At 68.8% G+C, this 21,027-nt stretch carries 19 protein-coding genes and 6 pseudogenes; 5 read left to right on the top strand and 20 right to left on the bottom strand.

Annotated elements, in window-relative coordinates; all coding sequences use genetic code 11:
* Positions 1 to 183 precede the first annotated feature (183 nt).
* The 9 genes and pseudogenes from hypE to QBL25_RS00820 form a co-directional block, all read right to left on the bottom strand.
* Entirely contained in the window at positions 184 to 1,218 is a 1,035-nt protein-coding gene (gene hypE, locus QBL25_RS00860) for a hydrogenase expression/formation protein HypE (RefSeq protein ID WP_409055001.1), read from the bottom strand.
* Positions 1,215 to 2,321: a hydrogenase formation protein HypD gene (hypD, locus tag QBL25_RS00855; protein ID WP_409055000.1), complete on the bottom strand. Its 1,107-nt coding sequence runs from the start codon at positions 2,319 to 2,321 to the stop codon at positions 1,215 to 1,217. The genes hypE and hypD overlap by 4 nt, the downstream gene beginning before the upstream one ends.
* The gene (locus QBL25_RS00850) at positions 2,318 to 2,566 is read right to left on the bottom strand and encodes a hypothetical protein (RefSeq protein WP_409054999.1); all 249 of its coding nucleotides are present in this window, start codon (positions 2,564 to 2,566) and stop codon (positions 2,318 to 2,320) included. The genes hypD and QBL25_RS00850 overlap by 4 nt, the downstream gene beginning before the upstream one ends.
* A gap of 10 nt (positions 2,567 to 2,576) precedes the next feature.
* A complete protein-coding gene (locus QBL25_RS00845; RefSeq protein WP_409054998.1) occupies positions 2,577 to 3,905 on the bottom strand; it encodes a Ni/Fe hydrogenase subunit alpha in 1,329 nt (442 codons plus the stop codon).
* On the bottom strand, positions 3,902 to 4,657 hold the full coding sequence (locus QBL25_RS00840; protein ID WP_409054997.1) for an oxidoreductase: 756 nt from the start codon (positions 4,655 to 4,657) through the stop codon (positions 3,902 to 3,904). Before QBL25_RS00840 ends, QBL25_RS00845 begins: the two co-directional genes overlap by 4 nt.
* Position 4,658: 1 nt before the next feature.
* A complete protein-coding gene (locus QBL25_RS00835) occupies positions 4,659 to 5,477 on the bottom strand; it encodes an FAD/NAD(P)-binding protein (protein ID WP_409054996.1) in 819 nt (272 codons plus the stop codon).
* Positions 5,474 to 5,932 carry a Crp/Fnr family transcriptional regulator gene (locus QBL25_RS00830; protein WP_409054995.1) on the bottom strand — a complete coding sequence of 153 codons (459 nt, stop codon included), beginning with the start codon at positions 5,930 to 5,932 and terminating at the stop codon, positions 5,474 to 5,476. Before QBL25_RS00830 ends, QBL25_RS00835 begins: the two co-directional genes overlap by 4 nt.
* Positions 5,929 to 7,103: pseudogene (locus tag QBL25_RS00825) on the bottom strand (4Fe-4S dicluster domain-containing protein). The gene QBL25_RS00830 and the pseudogene QBL25_RS00825 overlap by 4 nt, the downstream one beginning before the upstream one ends.
* A gap of 168 nt (positions 7,104 to 7,271) precedes the next feature.
* The gene (locus tag QBL25_RS00820; RefSeq protein ID WP_409054994.1) at positions 7,272 to 7,544 is read right to left on the bottom strand and encodes a DUF1876 domain-containing protein; all 273 of its coding nucleotides are present in this window, start codon (positions 7,542 to 7,544) and stop codon (positions 7,272 to 7,274) included.
* Between the two features lie 712 nt (positions 7,545 to 8,256).
* Here QBL25_RS00820 and QBL25_RS00815 point away from each other — a divergent pair.
* Both QBL25_RS00815 and QBL25_RS00810 read left to right on the top strand, forming a co-directional pair.
* On the top strand, positions 8,257 to 8,793 hold the full coding sequence (locus QBL25_RS00815; RefSeq protein ID WP_409054993.1) for a 2'-5' RNA ligase family protein: 537 nt from the start codon (positions 8,257 to 8,259) through the stop codon (positions 8,791 to 8,793).
* A 97-nt stretch (positions 8,794 to 8,890) separates the two neighbouring features.
* A complete protein-coding gene (locus QBL25_RS00810; RefSeq protein WP_409054992.1) occupies positions 8,891 to 9,328 on the top strand; it encodes a hypothetical protein in 438 nt (145 codons plus the stop codon).
* 158 nt (positions 9,329 to 9,486) lie between these two features.
* On the opposite strand, the gene QBL25_RS00805 is transcribed toward QBL25_RS00810, so the two are convergent.
* Both QBL25_RS00805 and QBL25_RS00800 read right to left on the bottom strand, forming a co-directional pair.
* Complete coding sequence (locus tag QBL25_RS00805) at positions 9,487 to 10,371, bottom strand: universal stress protein (RefSeq protein ID WP_409054991.1); 885 nt, start codon at positions 10,369 to 10,371, stop codon at positions 9,487 to 9,489.
* A 34-nt stretch (positions 10,372 to 10,405) separates the two neighbouring features.
* Positions 10,406 to 11,308: a universal stress protein gene (locus tag QBL25_RS00800; RefSeq protein WP_409054990.1), complete on the bottom strand. Its 903-nt coding sequence runs from the start codon at positions 11,306 to 11,308 to the stop codon at positions 10,406 to 10,408.
* A gap of 212 nt (positions 11,309 to 11,520) precedes the next feature.
* Here QBL25_RS00800 and QBL25_RS00795 point away from each other — a divergent pair, with 212 nt between their 5' ends.
* A complete protein-coding gene (locus tag QBL25_RS00795; RefSeq protein ID WP_409054989.1) occupies positions 11,521 to 12,219 on the top strand; it encodes an AMP-binding protein in 699 nt (232 codons plus the stop codon).
* Between the two features lie 23 nt (positions 12,220 to 12,242).
* Here QBL25_RS00795 and QBL25_RS00790 read toward each other — a convergent pair whose 3' ends face one another.
* From QBL25_RS00790 to QBL25_RS00750, 9 genes and pseudogenes are all read right to left on the bottom strand, one after another.
* Entirely contained in the window at positions 12,243 to 12,770 is a 528-nt protein-coding gene (locus tag QBL25_RS00790; protein ID WP_409054987.1) for an IS630 family transposase, read from the bottom strand.
* The gene (locus QBL25_RS00785) at positions 12,767 to 13,306 is read right to left on the bottom strand and encodes a winged helix-turn-helix domain-containing protein (RefSeq protein WP_409054986.1); all 540 of its coding nucleotides are present in this window, start codon (positions 13,304 to 13,306) and stop codon (positions 12,767 to 12,769) included. Before QBL25_RS00785 ends, QBL25_RS00790 begins: the two co-directional genes overlap by 4 nt.
* Before the next feature lie 57 nt (positions 13,307 to 13,363).
* Positions 13,364 to 13,489: pseudogene (locus QBL25_RS00780) on the bottom strand (IS5/IS1182 family transposase); the annotation flags it as partial.
* Between the two features lie 107 nt (positions 13,490 to 13,596).
* Positions 13,597 to 15,378: a reverse transcriptase domain-containing protein gene (locus QBL25_RS00775; RefSeq protein ID WP_409054988.1), complete on the bottom strand. Its 1,782-nt coding sequence runs from the start codon at positions 15,376 to 15,378 to the stop codon at positions 13,597 to 13,599.
* A 532-nt stretch (positions 15,379 to 15,910) separates the two neighbouring features.
* Positions 15,911 to 16,234 (bottom strand): annotated as a pseudogene (locus tag QBL25_RS00770) (transposase); the annotation flags it as partial.
* 28 nt (positions 16,235 to 16,262) lie between these two features.
* A pseudogene (locus QBL25_RS00765) lies at positions 16,263 to 17,176 on the bottom strand (IS5 family transposase); the annotation flags it as partial.
* 64 nt (positions 17,177 to 17,240) lie between these two features.
* Positions 17,241 to 17,612, bottom strand: a pseudogene (locus tag QBL25_RS00760) (transposase); the annotation flags it as partial.
* A gap of 80 nt (positions 17,613 to 17,692) precedes the next feature.
* Positions 17,693 to 18,220, bottom strand: a complete 528-nt coding sequence (locus QBL25_RS00755; RefSeq protein ID WP_409054987.1) for an IS630 family transposase — start codon at positions 18,218 to 18,220, stop codon at positions 17,693 to 17,695.
* Positions 18,217 to 18,756: a winged helix-turn-helix domain-containing protein gene (locus QBL25_RS00750; RefSeq protein ID WP_409054986.1), complete on the bottom strand. Its 540-nt coding sequence runs from the start codon at positions 18,754 to 18,756 to the stop codon at positions 18,217 to 18,219. Before QBL25_RS00750 ends, QBL25_RS00755 begins: the two co-directional genes overlap by 4 nt.
* Positions 18,757 to 18,821: 65 nt before the next feature.
* Between QBL25_RS00750 and QBL25_RS00745 the strand changes: the two are divergent.
* Both QBL25_RS00745 and pdhA read left to right on the top strand, forming a co-directional pair.
* Positions 18,822 to 19,970, top strand: a pseudogene (locus QBL25_RS00745) (AMP-binding protein); the annotation flags it as partial.
* Positions 19,967 to 21,025, top strand: a complete 1,059-nt coding sequence (gene pdhA / locus QBL25_RS00740; protein ID WP_409054985.1) for a pyruvate dehydrogenase (acetyl-transferring) E1 component subunit alpha — start codon at positions 19,967 to 19,969, stop codon at positions 21,023 to 21,025. The pseudogene QBL25_RS00745 and the gene pdhA, both read left to right, overlap by 4 nt.
* The last annotated feature ends 2 nt before the right edge of the window (positions 21,026 to 21,027 follow it).

Below are 21,027 nucleotides of genomic sequence, written 5' to 3'. Positions count from 1 at the left end.
GCCGCCGTGGGGACTGCCGGCGCTGCGGCCATGTCGACCGGTGCCAGCGCCCACAGGAGTGCGTGCCGCGCGGTGCGGCGTGGCGGGCCCCCGCCGGTCCGTATCTCAGGCGGATCACCGTCTGCGCGCGAGCGAGGTGCCGCCGCTTCCGTGCCGCGCGGTCGGCCACGGGTTCGTCATCTGTCAGCAGATTCGCGGGAGTTGCTCGCCCAGGGGCATGTCCACCACCCGTCGGGCGCCGACCAGAGTCCGCAGTGTGACCCGGCCGCTCGGCCCCTGCGGCAGTACCTCGCCGATGCGGACCGCACCCCGGCCCTCGGGGAGCGTACGCATGGTGGCGAGGGCCTCGTCGGCCGTGGAGGGGCTGACGAAGGCGATCAGGCAGCCTTCGTTGGCGACGATGAGGGGGTCGAGGCCGAGCAGGTCGCAGGCGGATGCCACCGCATCAGGTACCGGGAGGGCGATCTCGTCGATCTCCACGGCGACGGACGAGTCGCGGGCGATCTCGTTGAGTGACGCGGCGAGGCCGCCACGGGTCGGGTCACGCAGCGTGTGGATGTGTTCGCCGAGCGGCGCCAAGGCGCGGACGAGACGGTGCAGGGGGCGGCTGTCCGAGGCGATCTCGCTCTCGAAGCCGAGCCCTTCACGGGTGGAGAGCACGGTGGTGCCGTGCAGACCGATCGGTCCCGAGAGCAGGATCGCGTCGCCGGGGCGGGCGAGTGCGGCGGAGGGGTGCAGCATCGAACGACGTTGCCCGATTCCGGTGGTGTTGATGAACACCTTGTCCACCGCGCCCCGCCCCACGACCTTGGTGTCGCCGGTGATGACGGGTACTTCGGCGTTGCGGGCCGACTTGCCCAACGACGCAAGTACCGAGCGGAGTTCGGACAGCGGGAGGCCCTCCTCGACGATGAGGGCTACGGACAGGGCCAGCGGCCAGGCTCCGCGCATCGCGAGGTCGTTGATGGTGCCGTGTACGGCGAGCGAGCCGATGTCCCCGCCGGGGAAGAACAGCGGGCTGACGACGAAACTGTCGGTGCTCACGACCAGGTCGGGGTGACCGGGGAGCAGCGCGGCGTCCTCCAGCGGGCCATTCTGTCCCTCAAGGGCCGGCAGTACCACGGCGTCCAGGAGTTCCTCGGTCAGTCGTCCTCCAGCGCCGTGGCCGAGCAGGACGAGTTCGTCCTCGTGGCGCGGGGTGGGGCATTCCATGGTCATGGCGCTTCCTCGGGGTCTGGGGTGCGGCCGACGGCGTGGAAGGCGGCGCACGTTCCCTCGGCGGACACCATGGGAGCACCGAGTGGGTGGCGGGGGGTGCAGCGGGTGCCGTAGGCCGTACAGTCGGTGGGCAGTCGGGCACCGGTGAGGATGGCGCCCGCGATGCACTCGGGGTCCTCGGCCGGGCACAGTGCGCCCACCTCGAAGCGGTGTGCGGCGTCGAACTTCTTGTAGGGGGCGGCGAGTTCGAGGCCGCTGTCGGGCAGTGCTCCGATGCCGCGCCAGGCCCGGTCGGTGACGCGGAAGACTTCACGCACCGCGTCCTGGGCCTCGGTGTTGCCGCCGCGGTGCACCGCCCGTACGTACTGGTTCTCGACCTCGTGGCGCCCCTGCTCCAGCTGGGTCACGGCCATGAGGATGCCCTCCAGGAGATCCAAGGGCTCGAAACCCGTGACCACGATGGGTACGTGGTACCGGGCGGCGATCGGCTCGTACTCGCGCCAGCCCATGACCGCGCACACGTGCCCTGCCGCCAAGAACGCCTGTACCTCGCAGTCCGGGTTGTCGAGCAGGGCGGTCATCGCGGGGGGTACGAGGACGTGGCTGACCAGGACCGAGAAGTTGGTCAGGCCCAGGCGGGCCGCGTGCAGGACCGCCATGGCGTTCGCGGGCGCCGTCGTCTCGAATCCGACGGCCAGGAACACCACTTCACGATCAGGTGACTCCTGCGCCATCCGCACCGCGTCCATCGGCGTGTACACGACTCGCACGTCCGCGCCGCGCGCCCGCAGGGCCAGCAGGTCGGTCTCCGAGCCCGGCACGCGCAGCATGTCGCCGAAGCTGGTGAAGACCACGCCGGGCCGGGCGGCGATGGCCATGGCCCGGTCGAGGGTCTCCAGGGGCGTGACACAGACCGGACATCCGGGCCCGTGGATCATGCGGATGCCCGCGGGCAGCAGCTCGTCGATTCCCTGGCGGACCAGTGTGTGGGTCTGTCCGCCGCATACTTCCATGATCTGCCAAGGGCGTGTAGCGGTCGTCCGCAGCTGGTCCAGGAGGCGGCGGGCGAGCTCGGGATCGCGGTACTCGTCGAGGTACTTCATGAGGCGCCCCGTCCGGAGGCGGTATGGGTGTTCTGCCTGGCGGAGGGGGCGGCGTTCGGGCCGGGGAGGTCGACAAGGATGTCGACGGCGCCCTCGGCGGCGCGCACCAGACGCGCCGGGAGCGGCACCAGCGTCCGGTCGCGGGGCGCACCGCCCACCGTCACCACCCCTTTCTTCAGGGTGGTCGTCTGCCCCGTCAGCGCAACGGGCCCTTTGGAGGAGGCCGGTTCCGGCGTGACAGTCATGCAGGCCTCCTCAGCGTCTGGTGACGCGCTCGACCGTGAGGTCGAGGAAGTGGGTGGAGCAGGAGATGCACGGGTCGTGGTTGCGGATGGCCCGCTCGCACAGCCGGGTCAACTCCTCGTCGTCCACACCCCGCCCCGTGATCGCGGTCTCGGCGATCCGGCGCAGGTCCTCCTCGATGGCGCCCTGGTTCTGCGCGGTCGGCGGAACGAGGAGGGCGTCGGTGACCGTGCCTTCGGCGTCCAGGACGTAGCGGTGGTAGAGGAGGCCGCGCGGTGCTTCGGTCGCGCCGTGGCCGGTGCCCGCGGTCGGCGGTACCTCCACGAAGGAGCGCGGCGGCGGCTCGTACGTCTCGATGATCCGCAGTGCCTCCTCGACCGCGTACACGGCCTCGACCGCGCGCACCAGGATCGACCGGAAAGGATTGAGGCACACCTCCCCGTCGAGCCCGGCCTCGCGCACAGCCTCCCGGGCGGTCGGCGACAGCAAGTGCCCGCTGATCGCGAACCGGGCCAGCGAGCCGGTCAGATGGCGCCGACCGTCGAGCCGGGAATGCAGCGCCGTGGAATGCGGCACCTGCTCCTCGCGTACGTGGTCCGGGAAGTCGGGGACGGGGAACGCGGTGCGCGTTCCGTCGGCGCGCAGGACCGTGGGGTCGCCGCCCTCGATGGCGTACGTTTCCGGGGCGGCCAGCGCCAGGAAGTCTGCGTCCACGGTGGCGTCAGGGAAGTCGAAGCCCGCCACCCAGCGGACCGTTTCCCAGGCGTCGTCCTGGGCGCGCCTCAACTGCTCGGCCAGTGGGCGCAGTTCCCAGGGCGTGGGTGCCCGGTGGAAGCCGCCCAGGCGGACGTTGACGGGGTGGATGGCGCGGCCGCCGAGCAGTTCCAGGATCGCGTTGCCCGTTTGCTTGAGGCGCAAGCCCCGCTCCACGTGGGCGCGCTGGGTGCGGGCGAGGCCGATCGCGTCGTCGCAGCCCAGGAAGTCGGGGGCATGCAGGAGGTAGATGTGCAGGACCTGGCTCTCGATCCATTCGCCGCAGTACAGCAGTCTGCGGAGCTCGCGGATGGCCGGGGTGACGGTGACTCCGCAGGCGTCCTCGATCGCCGCACAGGCGCTCATCTGGTAGGCGACCGGACAGATGCCGCACACCCGGGCGGTGATGTCCGGCGGCTCGGTGTACGCACGACCGCGCAGGAAGGCCTCGAAGAAGCGCGGCGGTTCGTAGATCTGCAGCCTGGCCTCGGTCACGGCCGTGCCGTCCACCCGCAGGTGCAGGGCGCCCTCGCCCTCCACACGGGAGAGTGAGCCGACGTGCAGGACGCGGGAGCCTCGGTGGGTCACGTCTCCTCCTCGATCTCCGCGAAGGCGGCGGCGTTGAAGGTGTGCAGGAAGCGTTCGGTGTCGCGGTCGTCCATGCCGTCGCGATGCAGCAGCGGGATGAGCGCGGGCAGATTCACCGATCCGGACGGGCCGAAGCAGCCGTAGCAACCGCGCCCGTACGCCGGGCAGATCGCGCCACAGCCGGAGTGCGTGACCGGGCCGAGGCAAGGGGTGCCGTGTGCGACGGTGACGCAGACCGTGCCGCGCCGCTTGCACTCGAAGCACACGCTGTGATTCGGGATGCCGGGCTTGCGGCCGGCCAGGTGGGCGGTGATGACCTCGAGGAGCTGGCCCTTGCCGATCGGGCAGCCTCGCAGTTCGAAGTCGACGTCCACATGGGCGGAGACGGGGGTGGAGGTGGCCAGGGTCTCGATGTAGTCGGGCCGGGCGTAGACGGTGCGGCGGAACTCCTCGACGTCCGCGAAGTTGCGCAGTGCCTGGATGCCGCCCGCGGTGGCGCAGGCCCCGATGGTCACCAGGGCGCGGGACTGCGCACGGATCTCCCGTATCCGCTCCGCGTCGGCGGCCGTGGTGACCGACCCTTCGACGAGCGTGAGGTCGTAGGGCCCGGGACGCGCGGCGCTCGACGCTTCCAGGAAGTGAGCGATCTCGACCTGCCCGGCCAGTGCGAGGAGTTCGTCCTCGCAGTCGAGGAGAGTGAGCTGGCAGCCGTCGCAGGACGCCAGCTTGAACACTGCGAGCTTCGGTGTCATCTCACAACTCCCTTACGGAGAGCAGGGATGCGGCCCGGCCCCAGTCGATCACCGGGCCGTCGCGGCACACCAGGACACTTCCGAGCTGGCAGTGGCCGCAGTGCCCGGTGGCGCAGCGCATGTTGCGTTCGAGTGAGACCCGGATCCGGTGTGAGGGCAGGCCGCGGTGGAGCAGGTCGCGGGCGGTGGCGCGGATCATCACCTCGGGGCCGCAGATGTACGCCGTGGTGTTCTCGGGCTCGAACCGGGCGCCGTTCAGCAGGGTGGTGACGACGCCGACGTGGCCGCTCCAGGCGGGGGCCGGGCGGTCGACGGTGACCGCGCAGTGCAGTGGGCCGCGAGCCGCAGTCCAGGCGCGCAGGTCGTCGGCGTAGAGCAGATCGTCCGGAGTGCGGGCGCCGATCAGGAGATTTGGCCGCCCGTACGCGTGCGGGGCGGCCAGTGCGTCGAGCACCAAGGGCCGCAGCGGGGCCAGACCGATACCACCGGCGATGATCAGCAGGTCCTGCCCGGTGGCTCCGTCGAGCTCCCAGCCGGTACCGAAGGGGCCGCGCAGCCCGACCTGGGCGCCCGGCCCAAGGCCGCACAGGGCGGCCGAGACCGCTCCGACCGAGCGGATGGTGTGCACGAGTTCGTGACCGTTGATGCGGGACACCGAGACCGGGATCTCGCCGACCCCGAAGGCGTACACCATGGCGAACTGTCCGGGCGCGAAGGGCGCGAGGGCCGTCTGGCCCGCGGGCGTGAGGGTGAGGGTGACCGTGTCGGCCGTCTCGCCGCGCACGCGCGTCACCCGGTAGGGCAGGGGAATGCCGGTCATGGCCGGCCGCCACTGCCGTAGGGGGCGTACAGGTCGAGCAATCTGGTGCGGGACGCGTGCAGCCGGTGGGCGACCACCCGGCCCACCCATACCGCGATCGCGCGGCCGAACTCGGGGTCGTCCGCGCACATCGCCCGTACCGCCGACGCGTCGAACTCGTAGGCGCGCACCGGACTCATGGCTTTGGCGCCCAGTTGCCATACATAGGGCGGGAAGTGCCAGGACCAGCCGATCAGTTCACCGTGTCCGAGCGACTCGACGACGGCGGCATGACGGCCGGGGACATGCAGATCGAGCGCGACGACACCGGTCCGCACGATCCAGAACCTGTCGGCTCGGCGGCCCTCGTCGAACAGTCGGGTGCCCGCCTCGAAAGACACCTCGCGGGCGATCTGCATCAGCCGTTCCCGGTGTTCGGCAGGGAGAGCCGCGGCCATGGTGGTGGCAGAAGTCATTGCTCCGTCTCCCTTCGTTCCCGCTGCCTCTCGTGCTCGTCCTGCTGCAGCCGTTCGGCGAGTTCGTCGTGCAGGGCCGCGGCCTCTTCGGTGATGTCGATGCCGACCGGGCACCAGGTGACGCAGCGTCCACAGCCGACGCAGCCGGAGCTGTCGAACTGGTCGTACCAGGTGGAGAGCTTGTGGGTGAGCCACTGGCGGTAGCGGCTGCGGGGTGACTTGCGTACCGGGCCGCCGTGGATGTGGGAGAAGTCGAGGTCGAAGCAGGAGTCCCAGCGTTGCCACCGCTCGGCGTGGTCGCCGGTGAGGTCGGTGACCTCCTCGGTGGTGGTGCAGAAGCAGGTGGGGCACACCATGGTGCAGTTGCCGCAGGTCAGACAGCGGTCGGCGACATCGTCCCAGCGGTCGGCCTCCAGGCTCTCGCCCATCAGATCGCGCAGGCTCACGGGAGGCATGGCCCGGCCCATCCGGTGCCGTGCGGCGTCCACCGCGACGCGGGCTGTCGTCTCTGTCTCCGTGTCGGCCGGGCGGTGCGGGACGCCGGAGAGGAGCTCGGCGCCTTCCTCGCTGCCCACGCGTACGAGGAAACGGTGTCCGTTCTCGTCCACGACCTCCGTCAGTGCGAGGTCGAACCCGGTGTCGGCCGCCGGGCCGCTGCCCATGGAGACGCAGAAGCAGGTGGCTCCTGGTTCGGTGCACTCGGCGGCTATCAGGAACGCGCCCTTCCGCCGTTCCTGATAGCCGGTGTCCCTGAAGGCGCCCCCGGTCAGCACCCGGTCCTGGATCGCGATGGCTCGCAGGTCACAGGGGCGCACGCCCAGGAAGGCGTACGACGGTGGGGCGGCACGCTCTTCGGTGACGGACCGTCGGCGGTTCGGTCGGTGCTCCACAGCTTCTCCCGCTGCGGGTGCAGGAACGTCTTCCAGGACTGCGGGCCCGAGGAGTGCGCGAAGGCCGCGCCGTCCTCGCGGGGGACGAGACGGTAGTGGCCGGCCTCGACCTGGGTGCCCCAGCCGAAGGGCAGCTGCTCGGCCGAGGCGAGCTCCGCAAGGACCACCGCTCCATCCCGGACGGTAGGGCCGACGACTGTGCGTCCCTGGGCGGCCAGGGTCTTGATGAGGGCGTCGAGCCCGTTCCTGTCCAGGACGGCGGACGCTGGGCTGCACGTCATCGTTACCCTCCGCGACTGTGGGGGTTGTTGACGGTTGCTGATCCCAGCGTGAGCGCGCGAGCGGGCGAGGCGCCACGGGCCGCCCGGTCCTGGGCGGGGGTCGTTCGGCCCTAGTTGTTCTGTCCGGGGAGGTCGCTCAACGCTGCACCTCCGGATGTCGTGTGGTGGTCACCGGCCGCGCGGTGGGGGATCGGCAGGGCCTGTCAGCTGCACGATGTCGTCGGAGGCGACGTCGTGCAGCCTGATGGCCAGATCTTCCAGAGCGCGGCTGGCGGCGAGCTCGTCACCGATCTCCGGGATGGAGCGGTCGATCGGGTTGCGCCTGGCCACGCCACGTCCGGTGACCGTTGAGGTGTCCTGGGTGGTCAGCACGGCACGGGCGTGCGTGTCGTCGCCCTCCTCGGTGATGTAGATCTGAACGGTCCACTGCTTGGCTTCCATCGTGATCACTCCTGGGTGGAGGAGGTGGACGGGTGCGGACTTGTGCGGAGTGGGGACGCTGCTTCGCCGCGCAGGACCGGCGAACGTCTGCGGGACCTCGCTCATCTCCAGCGTGCGCCGGACCGCGCTGCCGGTCCAGGGGCGAACGGGCCGTCACCCGGCACCGGTCTGGTCCCGATCGATGCCTCGTCGGTTGGCAGTGCGGACCGGTCTCCGGTGAGCAGGTGGGGCGCCTGCGGAGAATGTGCTGATGCGCGGGCGGGAGCACGAGGGACTTGGTGACGTGCCGCACGGTCGTGCGGGATCGGTGAGGATCTGTAGTTCTTCCCGGCTCGCGCATGGGGCTTGTTGGCTCCTCGGGTGGGCCGGTCGGCCCCTGCTGCGGTACGGGCCTGTGGTGCCAGGGTCGGGACTCAAGCCCGTGACGAGCGTGCGGATGGTCTCCCTCACGGGGACTTCCACCCGTATCCACTTCTCCAGGATGAGCGTCGCAGCTCCCTGCGGGAGGTCAACTCGCTTGCGGGTGCGCCGGTTGGGGTCGGCGCAGGCCGCTACGGCGGCTCCTCGGAAGGGGCGGACCGGTCTTCCGCCCCAGTGCCGGACCTGCACCACGCCGACGCGAGACGACGGTGGTCGAGGGGGGTCCTCGTGCGGCCCGCAGGTCCGGCATCCTCCCTTTACCAGGGAAGCCGCGTGCTGACACACTTCCACAGTGACCGTGCTCGACAGCCCTCGTTGGCTCCCCGGGCGGTCGATCGTGCTGGCCAGGGTTCTCGAGGCCGAGCCGGTCGTGGCCGCTTGCCGATCTCGGTACGACGAGTCCGCTCGGGCCGGAATGCCGGCTCACGTCACCGTCTTGTCGCCGTTCCTGCCCGCTGGTCGCCTGACGCCGGACGTGCTGGAGGAGTTGACGGGCCTTGTTTCACGGCACCGGGCCTTCGAGGTCACCTTCGCCCGCTTCGGGCGTTTCCCGAACGCTCTGTGGCTGGCGCCGGAGCCGCCCCAGCCTCTGCGTGCACTTACCGAGGCGATCGCCGCGCACTGGCCCGGGACGCCACCGCACGGCGGGCGATTCGAGGAGGTCATCCCTCACCTGACGGTCGCCTCTGACCGGTCGACGCAGGTGTACGACGCAATCGAGGAGACCCTGGCGTCCACATTGCCGTTCACGGCACGAATAACGGGACTGCATTTGATGGTCACCGATGGTGCCAACTGGGGTGATCGCGCGCGATTTGCTTTGGGGTGACGCAGACTGCGTTCTCGGACGTCGCAACGGGGTCCTTCTGGTGCAACTCTGATGCTGTACTGACCGTGTGGAGTCAATAGCCGCGAGTGGGATAGCGGTGCTGGGCACCTTGCTGGGGGCGGCATTCACGCACCTCTTCCAGCAACGCGCCACTCAGCGTGGGCGGGTTTTCGAACGGGACGAAGAGCTCAGGAGAGAGCGCCTCGACGCGTTCTGTGTGTATGCCGGAATCCTGGTGAATCTGCGCCGGGTGCTGGTCACCCGTTGGTACTGCGCGCACGAGGACCGGCCCGAGGAGCAGGCACGCGAGGCCCGGCAACGCTCGTACGATCTCCGCTCCGATGCGCAGGAGGCGCTGTTCCGTATTCAGATGCTCACGGACAGCGAAGAAGTCCTGCGCCAGGGGCAGGAGGCTTTCGAGGGGGTAGTGGATGTCCATCATGGCGACGACGTATCCGAGTTGGACAGGCGGCGCAGAGCCGCCACCGAGTTGATTGATCGCTTCGTGGCTCTTGCGCGACGAGATGTCGGCTGAGGTTCACGCGGCGCCTGTGTCGGAACCTCGTGATCCGTGACGCTCCGTGTGGTTGCGCGCGGAGCTTCCCGGCCCGGCCGGGGACGGGTATGCACAGGTCATGACGCTCTGCGTCCAGTGCCGGGCAGGGGCCGCGGCGCGTAGCCCCGCCCGGCTCCTCAGACATGCGGGACCACGGCGACGGGGCAGCCGACGTGGTGGATGACCGCGTGCGTCACGGCGCCGATGCGGGCGCCGACTGCCGCGTTACGGGGCTTGCGGCCCACCACCAGCAGCCCGGCGTCGCGGGATGCCTTCATGATCTCCTGTGCGGGTCCGCCGTTCACCGCCAGAGTCCGTACCCGCACCGTCGGGTACTTCGCCTGCCAGGGCTGCAGCGCGGTGGCGAGCGCCCGGTCTGCCACGGCCTGGTCCCCGCCGTGCCCGTGCGCGGCCGCCGGAATTCGGGTGGCGTGCCAGGCGTGCACGACGCGCAGCGTCGTGGTGCGGCAGGCCGCGGCCTCGAAGCCGAAGCGGATGAGGGCGTCGCACGGGTCACCCAGGGCCACGGCGAGGACCACGACGCGGTACGGAGTCCGGTCGCAAGGGCGTCCGTCGGTGTCCGGGAACCGCTCGTCCTCGGCGCGGTTCGCCGCCCGCACCAGCACCACCGGCCGTTGCGCGTGCGCGACGGTGGCCATCGCGACGGAACCGGCGAAGAAGCCGCCGACGCCGCCGAATCCCTGACTGCCGAGGACCAGCACCTCCGCTTCCTCGGCCTCGGCCACGAGGGCCTGGACCGGGGACTGCCGCAGCTGCTCCGCGCTGATGCGGACCTGCGGATACCGTTCGGTGAGCCGGTCCATCGCGCCGCACAGGATGCGGCGCGCCCACTCCTGGGGGACCTTCAGCTCGGGCAGTGACGCCGCCTCGTCCGACAGTCCCTCCCAGGCGTGGACGAGCCGCAGCGGCAGTCCGCGGCGCAGTGCCTCACGTGCCGCCCAGTCCGCGGCGGCGGCACTCTCGCGTGAGCCGTCCAGACCGGCGACGACGGGCCTCAACATGACGGACACCTCCCTCAAGGAGTGCGTGGCCGCCTCAGTCGTGGGCGACGACGGCCACGGGGCAGCGCGCGTGGTGAATCAACGTGTGGGTGACCGGACCGGCGTGCGGGCCGACGTCGCCTTCGTGCATGCGGCGGCCGACGACGAGCAGTCCGGCGCCGGAGGAGGCGGACACCAGATGTGGGCCCGCCTTTCCCTCGACGACCGTCTCGTCGACATCCACGCCGGGGAACCTCTCCCGCCAGGTCTGGAGCACCGCTTCGAGGAAACCGCGCCACTCCTGGGCGCGCTCGGGAGCGCTCTCCAGACCTATCTCGCCGGGACCCAAGGACAACAGGGACGGGCCGCTCCACGCGTGCATGACACGCAGCCGCGCCCCGCGAACCCGCGCGGCCTCGAAGGCGAACCCGATCACCTCGTCGCTCGGGTCGTTCAGATCGAGACCGAGAACGACGTCCCGGCACGTGGCGAGCGCGGAGCGGCGGCCGTCCTGGTCCTGTCGGCGCCCGTCCTCAGGGTGCTCTCCCGCTCGGACCAGGACCACCGGCCGGGTCGCCCGTGCCACGACGCCCTGGGCCACCGAGGCGGCCAGGAGCCCGGTGAACCCGCTCAGCCCGCGGGACCCCAGGACCATCAGCTCGGCCCGGTCCGCCGCCTTCAAGAGGGCGGCGGTCGCCGGCCCATCGACCTGCTCGTCGGTGAGCCGGACGTCCGGGCACGTCCGCGCGATGTGGCTCTCTGTCTTGCGTAGGACGCCGCGGCCCATCTGGCGCCTGATCACGTTCGCGGGATCCGAAGCCGAGGGATGGGGGCTCCAGCTGGTCGCGTGGACCAGGTGCAGCGGCAAGGAGCGGCGCTGGGCCTCGCGGGCCGCCCACAGGGCGGCGGCCAGGCTCTCCGGGGATCCGTCGACCCCGGTGACCACCGGTCGAAGCATGGTGTGGCACCTCCAGCGCCTTCGCAGTCGGCTACGGGTTCACTCCCATCGTGGTGCGTCGGCGGCGCCGGGAGCAGGGGCCGCCGGTCCCTTGTCGCGGCCCGGACGGTCCGGGCGGAGCCGCGTGGCACTGTGCGGGGGACCTTCGGCCCAGTGCGGGTGGTACTGCCGTCGGCGGATGGTCGAAGCAGGCCGATGCGAAGGGGACCGCCATGCCCTGGGAGACGATCCGCAAAGACACTCCGCCGAGCGTCCCGCCCAACCTGGACGACTATGAGAAGGCGCGTGCCGCCTTCTCCTGGGCGGGCGCACGCACCAAGCTCTCCGGGCTGCCCGGCGGACGCGGGCTGAACATCGGGTACGAGGCCGTGGACCGGCACGCCGAATCCGATCACGGCAGTGCGGTGGCGCTGCGCTGCATCGGCCGCGACGACTCCGTGACCACGGTGACGTACGGCCAACTGGCACGCTCCAGCGCGCAGTTCGCGAACGTCCTGTGCGCCCTCGGCCTGGGGCGGGGTGACCGGGTCGTCACCCTGCTCGGACGGTGCCCGGAGCTGTACACCGTGGTCCTCGGCACGCTGAAGAACACCAGCGTGCTGTGCCCGCTGTTCTCCGCGTTCGGCCCCGACCCCGTCGAGCAGCGGCTGCGGATCAGCAATGCGCGGGCGCTGGTCACCACCGCGGCCCTGTACCGGAAGAAGGTCGCCGATCGCCGTGCGCTGCTCTCCGAGCTGGAGTACGTCCTGATCATCGGCGAGGGCGCGGACGAACTGCCCGGCACGGTTTCGTACGAGGCGCTGATGGCCGGTGCCGCCGACACCTTCACCATCCCGCCGACGTCCCCCGCCGACATGGCCCTGCTGCACTTCACCAGCGGCACCACCGGCACCCCTAAGAGGTCCTACTGACCTTTCCGATGAGTTGTCGGAGGTTACGTCGTGATCGACAGACCGGTGCTGTCCAGGCATCCGTCGATGAGGGGCGGTGTGTACTGGATGCGTCTCAGGCCGCTGCGGATGGTCTGGACGAGGTGGTCCCGGCTGGCGAAGACGGTGTTGGCTGTCACGGCCCGCCGCAGAAGAGACCAGATCCCTTCTACTGGGTTCAAGTCCGGTGCGTACGACGGGAGCTGGATGATGCTCAGCCAGTCGTGCTCGGCTGCGTAGTCGCGGATTGCGGCACTGCGGTGGACGTTGAGATTGTCCCAGATCACGACGATGGGGCCGCCGAGTTGGAGATGAGCGCGCACGAGCAGGTCACGGTAGTTCTGCCAGGTGAAGCCTCGTTGAGCGCCCAGGTGGTGGCCCTGGATCCGTGGCCGGTAGATGAGCCGGCTGCGTTCGCCGGGTTTGTAGCAGGCGAGTGCGGCCAGGGTCACTCGGCCGCGGGAGGCGCCATTGAACCGGACCACCGGGGTCTTCCCCTTCGGCGCCCAGGTGCGTCCACGATGCGACGTCATCGTGACAGCGGCTTCGTCCTCGAAGACGAGCCAGGCCCCGAGCGCCGCCGCGGTGGCTTTGCCGATGGCCAGGTCTCCTTCACCCAGCCTGCAACGGCTGCCTCGTCCCGTTCCACTGCCCGACGCCCGGGCTGCTGGCAGGACCAGCCGTGACGCCGCAGTAACTCCCAGACTCCGCGGACGGACAGGCTCACACCCAGCTTTTCGGCGATGAGGGCCTGCACCCGGGACAGTGTCCATCGCTCGTTCGGCCACCCGTGGAACACCGATCCCCGCAGCAGCTCTTCCTCCAGCTCAGCGAACTTCTCAAGGCTCACCTTCGGGCTCTTGGCCGGTCCCGAACAGCGCAGGCCAGCGGTGCCGTTCTCCCTCCATGCCCGCCGCCACCGCTCAACCGAACGGACACTCACGCGAAGGCCCTTCGCGATCACCGAGTTCCTCTCACCCTGCTCAAAACCCTCTGCCGCCAGCATCCGTATCCGTTCCCGGGCAGCTTGTTCATGAGTCCTGAGCCCACCTCCTTGCGCATACCGCATATCACCGGGATAGCGCGAAGCACCGTCAGCGTCACCCCCGACAACTCATCGGAAAGGTCAGTAACAAAGGCGTTGGACGTGTCGGTGGACGACCAGGCAGGTGGCGAGGCCGAGGAAGGCTTCGTGGATGTCGTCGCGTCGCTCCCAACGGATCCGCAGCCGTCGGAAGCCGTGCAGCCAGGCGGATGGGTGGGCCGCGCGGCGAGGAGCCCACCAGAGGTGAGTCCTTTTCCGCACGGCCTCCCGCCGAACCGGACATGACGGTTTCCTGTCATCCGGCTCTCCAGTGACTACTGCGTGAGTGGTTTGGCAGGTCGTTCTGAATGGATTCGGTCATGGCAAGTGTCGCAAGCCACAACTGTTTTGCGGCGTCGGTGAAGCATCACGCGCGCCCAGTCAGAAGTCTGCCATCCGGCGTGCGCGAGGTCAGCGAGTGCACGGACATGGTGAACCTGAACGTTGCCCTTGCTCCCGCAGATCTCGCAGGTATCCGCAAGGAGCCTCGTGATGAGTTCCTTCTGCGGATAGTCCACCCGGACCGGCTCACGGTCGACGATTTCTGCCGTCCGTTGCCGTTGGAGTGGAACTCCACCGAACCGCGCGACCAGTGGTTTCCTGTTGTTCCGTTCAATACGGGCTTCAAAAGCAGTTCGAGGCCCGCTCTCTGTTTCGTAGGTGGTTTTGTATCTCGCTGCCATCTTCGAAACTGTGGAACGGTGCTTTCCTGCCAGGGTCTTGAGCATCGAGGTCTCCATGACCCATCGCAGGCGGTGCAGCCGGTGGACGTCCCCGGCCAACAGGTAGTACTGGACGATGCCCCGGTAGACGGTCCCGAAGGTGGCGACGATAGCGTGGTCGTCGCTGTTCAACAGGGCCGGTTGTTTCGCGGGTTCTCCGCGATCGATATACGGGGAACATTTGGCCTTGATCACATCCAGTGGGACACGCAGCGCGATCTGACCGTTGACCGCTCGACGGCCGCGGGTGACCTTGCTGCTGTTCTGCTGAGTGGTGATCTCGTAGCCGAGGAACCGTGCGGCCTGGGTTCTGGCATGGGTGATTAGCGTTTTCTCCTGGGAGAGTTCCAGCTTGAGTTCATCACGTAGGAACTCGGCCAGACGCTGTTTGATTTCCTCGGCTTCTGCCTTCGGCCCGGTGAACCCGAGCAAGTGGTCATCGGCGTAGCGGACATAGCGCAGCCGCCTAAACTCCGGATCGTTCGGATCAGAGCTCGGCAGACCGTGCATCTGCTGACGCAGTCGCCGGGCTTCAGCCCTGTCACCGCGCCGGCGTGCCCTTGCCAGCACATTGGCCACCATGAGGTATTCCAGGTTGCGAGCCCGGCGTTCCCCTCGGGTGTATTCCGGAATGAGAACCTTCTCGACGAACTCGTCCAACTTGTGCAGGTAGATGTTGGACAGGATCGGGGAAGCCACTCCGCCTTGCGGCGCTCCGGAGAGCGTGGCTCCCCACCTCCAGTCCTCCAGGTATCCGGCCGTCAGCATGTTGCGCACCAGCCGAAGGAATCGGTTGTCGTGGATCTTCTCTCCGAGGATCGAGAGCAGGACCTCATGGTCCAAGCTTCCGAAGCAGTCGGCGATATCCCCTTCGATAAACCAAGAAGTTCCAGTCCAGGTGTGAGCCACCTCACGTAAGGCAGTGTGGCATCCCTTCCGAGGCCGAAACCCATGTGAATGGCTGGAGAACGTCGGCTCGTAATACGCCTCCAGCAGGAGGCGTACGACTTCACCGACGAGCTTGTCCGACCATGTTGGCAACCCCAGCGGCCGTGTTGTCCCGTTCTTCTTCGGAATGTTCACGCGGCGCACTGGGCGGAATCGGTAACGCTCGTGGCGCATCGCATCGATGATGCGTCCGATCTTCCGCTGTGACATGCCGTCCACTGTTTCCCTCGTGACTCCGGGGGTCATAGCGCCGTGGTTGGCGTAAATGCGCCCGTAAGCCAGCAGATATAACTGCGGGTTGGACATCTGCCGATATAGTTCGTCACACGGCAGGCCACGCCTGCCGCGCTCACGCAGGACACCCAGCACCGTTTCGGCGCTCTGCATTTCGCATACCTCCCGAGTCTCGGTGTCCGAATCACCTGGCCCCCTTGGCCCTGCGGACGGCTTTCCCGTCCTCCCTGGCCGGGCGTGACTCCGGCGACTACTACGGGGCCTCCGTCGCCATAGGACTCGCGTCCCGTAGGCGATCCCACGTTCGTCTCTGCTGTACGTCATAGCGCGACGTAGGCGTCCCACTCATCTCCTTGAATGCCCTCGTTGGGCATCGCTCCACGCTCCGGAGGTGCACCAGATGACGATCGGTCCAGTGCAGAGCGCGGCGCCGGTTTCAGTCGTCTTTCCGACGGATGGGAGCTTGCATCTTCTGGAGATTAGGCTTCAAGCAATCCAGCCTTCGCCATATCGCGCGGGCCACCCAGCACACCGCCCCTGACAACTGGGCCCGGTCACTGGTTTTCTGACATGCTGTTGTCCCCTTCACCTTTCGGATCCAGGTGAGTCATTTGGCCCAGGAACCTCCTTCCGAGTTTCTCCCGGCTGAACCGGGGATACAAACAGAGCGCCACGTGGCGCACATCGTGCGCTCCACCACCCAACGGAAAACACCCAGGCCAGATCCGTGTTCGACGCCTCGTTCGGCGATGACCGGGCGGATGTGGCGCTGCCAGAGCTGGCGCCGGTACTTGTCATGGTCGTAGGCGCGGTCGGCGAGCAGGGCGTCGGGTCTGCGTCTTGGCCGGCCGACGGCACCCGCCACCGCGGGAATCTTGTCCAGCAGGGGCAGCAACTGCGTGACGTCGTTGCGGTTTCCGCCGGTCAGCGACACCGCGAGTGGGATGCCCGCGGCGTCGGTGACGACGTGGTGCTTGCTGCCCGGCCGCGCGCGGTCGACCGGGCTGGGGCGTTTCTGATGGCTCTTGGACGATGTCGCGGAGCCAGATGACCATGGCGGTGACGGTCAGTGTGCCGTGGAAGATGTAGGCGCGTTTGTCGTAGCGGCTGGCGACCGCACGGAATTGCTTCCACTTACTGACGCAGCGTTCGGCGGCACTGCGGCGCCGGTACTGATCCGAGTCGAAGGCCGGAGGCCGGCCGCCGCTGCGGCCGCGCCGGCGACGGTGTTCACGCTGGTCATCGGGCTGGGCGATGGTCGCTTTGATGTGCCGTCGGCGCAGGTAGGCGCGGGTGTCACGGCTGGAGTAGGCCTTGTCGCCGCGGAGTCGGTCCGGGCGGGTGCGGGGGCGTCCGGGCCCGTGCCGGTAGACCCGCAGTTGCTCCAGGACGGGCACGAGCATGGGGTTGTCGCCCCGCTGGCCGGGCGTTGTCTCCCAGACCAGCGGCCGGGCCCGGTCATCGGCCAGAAAGTGGATTTTGCTGGTCAGTCCGCCCCGGGAACGTCCCAGGGCCTCGCGTCCATCGGCCTCCACACGCGCCCCGCCCCCTTTTGCGGGAAATCACGCGGCGGCCGATGCCGGGCCCCGGCCGCATGCTGATGCGCCCGGCAGGAGGTCGAGTCGATGTTCACCGCCCACTCGGCCTCTTTGTCTGCGGACCGGACGAGGGCACCATCGGGGTCACCTGCATCGGCGTCGATCTGCAGCTCGGCCAGGATCCGCTGCCAGGTCCCGTCGGCCGACCAGCGGCGATGGCGCTCCTAGACGGTCTGCCACGGCCCATACCGCTCTGGGAGATCCGGCCACGGCACCCCCGTGCGGGCCCGGAACAGCACACCGTTGATCACCCGCCGGTGATCCGCCCACTGCCCGCCCGGGCCGCCGTTCACCGGCAGCAGCGACTCGATCCTCCGCCACTGCGCATCGGTCAGTTCATGACGTCGCACCATATGACCCACGTGCCCGGCGTCAGCACTGATCCACCCAACCCAGCAAGAGCCATCAGAAACGCCCTGGGGCCGCTTTTGGGCCCCGCCGGGCCGCCCTGACGTGGGAGGAATCGATCACCGCCCGCGACCAGTCCAGCTTCTTCGCGGCCCGCAGCTTCTCCAGCAGCACCAGGTGCAGTTCGTCCCACACGCCGACCTCGTTCCACGCGGCAAGACGCCGCCAGCACGTCATCCCCGAGCCGAAGCCCAGCTCCTGGGGCAAGTACTCCCACTGGATGCCGGTATGCAGTACGAACAGGATCCCGCACAGCGCCTGCCGGTCCGGGACCCGAGGTCTGCCCTCCGCCAGCTTCGGACCCGGCTGGGGCAGCAACGGCTCGATGAGCGACCACAGTTCGTCCGAGACGATCCACGGCCGCGAATCCCTCTTTCCCACAACAACGACAACGAGCGATCAAGCCGACAGTCACACGATCACAGCTTCTGTTACTGACCTTTCCGATGAGTTGTCGGAGGTTACGTCGTGATCGACAGACCGGTGCTGTCCAGGCATCCGTCGATGAGGGGCGGTGTGTACTGGATGCGTCTCAGGCCGCTGCGGATGGTCTGGACGAGGTGGTCCCGGCTGGCGAAGACGGTGTTGGCTGTCACGGCCCGCCGCAGAAGAGACCAGATCCCTTCTACTGGGTTCAAGTCCGGTGCGTACGACGGGAGCTGGATGATGCTCAGCCAGTCGTGCTCGGCTGCGTAGTCGCGGATTGCGGCACTGCGGTGGACGTTGAGATTGTCCCAGATCACGACGATGGGGCCGCCGAGTTGGAGATGAGCGCGCACGAGCAGGTCACGGTAGTTCTGCCAGGTGAAGCCTCGTTGAGCGCCCAGGTGGTGGCCCTGGATCCGTGGCCGGTAGATGAGCCGGCTGCGTTCGCCGGGTTTGTAGCAGGCGAGTGCGGCCAGGGTCACTCGGCCGCGGGAGGCGCCATTGAACCGGACCACCGGGGTCTTCCCCTTCGGCGCCCAGGTGCGTCCACGATGCGACGTCATCGTGACAGCGGCTTCGTCCTCGAAGACGAGCCAGGCCCCGAGCGCCGCCGCGGTGGCTTTGCCGATGGCCAGGTCTCCTTCACCCAGCCTGCAACGGCTGCCTCGTCCCGTTCCACTGCCCGACGCCCGGGCTGCTGGCAGGACCAGCCGTGACGCCGCAGTAACTCCCAGACTCCGCGGACGGACAGGCTCACACCCAGCTTTTCGGCGATGAGGGCCTGCACCCGGGACAGTGTCCATCGCTCGTTCGGCCACCCGTGGAACACCGATCCCCGCAGCAGCTCTTCCTCCAGCTCAGCGAACTTCTCAAGGCTCACCTTCGGGCTCTTGGCCGGTCCCGAACAGCGCAGGCCAGCGGTGCCGTTCTCCCTCCATGCCCGCCGCCACCGCTCAACCGAACGGACACTCACGCGAAGGCCCTTCGCGATCACCGAGTTCCTCTCACCCTGCTCAAAACCCTCTGCCGCCAGCATCCGTATCCGTTCCCGGGCAGCTTGTTCATGAGTCCTGAGCCCACCTCCTTGCGCATACCGCATATCACCGGGATAGCGCGAAGCACCGTCAGCGTCACCCCCGACAACTCATCGGAAAGGTCAGTAGGACCTCTAAGGGTGCCGTCCATGTGCACGAGGCGATCATCGCCCACTACGCGACCGCCTCGTTCGCCCTTGATCTGCACCCGGACGACGTGTACTGGTGCACCGCCGATCCGGGCTGGGTCACCGGGATGTCGTACGGGATCATCGCGCCGCTCGCGCACGGGCTGACCGTCGTGGTGGACGAGGGTGACTTCGACGCCCGCCGCTGGTACCGCATCCTCGCCGGACAGCGGGTCACCGTCTGGTACACAGCGCCCACCGCCCTGCGCATGCTGATGCGCACGACGCCACGGCAGGGACCGCACGACCTGCCCGACTCCTTCGACCTGACCGCCCTGCGCTTCATCGCCTCGGTGGGGGAACCGCTCAATCCCGAGGCCGTGGTGTGGGGCCGGGACGTGCTCGGGCTGCCGGTGCACGACAACTGGTGGCAGACCGAGACCGGCGCCATCATGATCGCGAACTTCGCCGGGTGCGAGATCCGCCCGGGTTCCATGGGGCGCCCCCTCCCCGGTGTGGAGGCGGCGGTCCTGGAGCGCGGTGCGGACGGGCAGATCGAGGTCGTCGACGGGCGCGTGCGTGTTCTTCAGCAGCCCGGAGTGGAGGGGGAGTTGGCGCTACGGCCCGGCTGGCCGTCCATGTTCCGAGGCTATCTCCATGCCGAGGAGCAGTCGGCGGCGGCGTTCGCCGGGGGCTGGTACCTGACCGGTGACCTGGTGCGCAAGGACGCCGACGGCTGGTACTGGTTCGTGGGCCGCGCCGATGACGTCATCAAGTCCGCCGGACACCTCGTCGGGCCCTTCGAGGTCGAGAGCGCACTGATGGAACACCCCGCGGTCGCCGAGGCCGGAGTGATCGGGCGGCCTGACCCCGTCGCCGGAAACATCATCAAGGCGTTCGTGTCGCTCCGGCCCGGTTTCGAGGCGACCGGCGCGACACGTCGGGAGCTGCTCGCTTTCGCCCGGCGCAGGCTCGGCCCCGCCGTCGCGCCGCGCGAGATCGCGTTCGACCAGCACCTGCCGCACACCCGCAGCGGCAAGGTCATGCGCCGGCTGCTGCGGGCCCGCGAACTCGGTCTGCCCGAGGGGGACATCTCCACCCTGGAGGGCGACCCCTCGTCGTCGGAGGGAAGGAAGGAGGGGTCGGCATGAGCGCCGCCCGCACCCCGCGCGGCAACCACAAGGCCGCGGGGAAGACCGCACAGCCGAAGCAGCCCAAGACCACACAGCAGAAGCAGAAGGCGGCGCACCGGCTGGACCTCCTCCAGTCGATGCTCCGCATCCGCCGCTTCGAAGAACGCTGCGTGGAGCTGTACAGCGCCGCGCGGATCCGTGGCTTCGTCCACCTGTACATCGGTGAGGAGGCCGTCGCCGTCGGCGTCAACGAGGCACTCACCGAGGACGACGCGGTCGTCTCGACATACCGTGAACACGGCCACGCGCTCGCCCGCGGCATTCCCGCCGACGCCGTCATGGCCGAGATGTTCGGCAAGACAACCGGCTGCAGCCACGGCCGCGGCGGCTCCATGCATCTCTTCGACGCGAGCCGTCGCTTCTACGGCGGCAACGCCATCGTCGGCGGTGGTCTGCCGCTGGCCGCCGGACTCGCGCTCGCCGACCGTATGAACGGCCGGAACCGCGTCACCTGCTGCTTCTTCGGTGACGGCGCCTTTGCCGAAGGCGAGTTCCACGAGACGGCCAACCTGGCCGCGCTGTGGGGCCTGCCGCTGCTGCTGGTCTGCGAGAACAACCGGTACGCCATGGGTACCGCCCTCGAGAGGGAGCAGGCCCAGACCGATTTGGCGATGCGGGCCTCCTCGTACGGGATGGTCTCCTGGGCCGTCGACGGGATGGACGTGCTCGCCGTCGAGGACGCCGCCCGCCGCGCCGCCGAGGGCATCCGCACCGGAACCGGACCGCACTTCCTCGAAGTGCGCACCTACCGCTTCCGCGCCCACTCGATGTACGACCCCGACCGATACCGCGACAAGGGCGAGATCGAGCACTGGAAGGATCGCGACCCGATCGAACTGCTCGCCGGGAAGCTGCGGGAGAGTGGCGGGCTGAACGAGGAGGTGCTCGCCCGCCTGGAGAGCCAGGTGGCCGCGGAGGTGGGCGGAGCCGTCGAGGCGGCAGAAGTGGCGCCGGAGGAACCGGCCGAGGACCTGCTCAGGTTCGTCACCAGCCCTGTGGGGGAGGCGAGTTGATC

The sequence above is a fragment of the Streptomyces sp. SYP-A7185 genome (assembly GCF_046103685.1).
Classification (GTDB): Bacteria; Actinomycetota; Actinomycetes; order Streptomycetales; family Streptomycetaceae; genus Streptomyces.
Note: the sequence above shows the minus strand (reverse complement) of the source record. Positions and strands in the feature narration are given on the sequence as shown.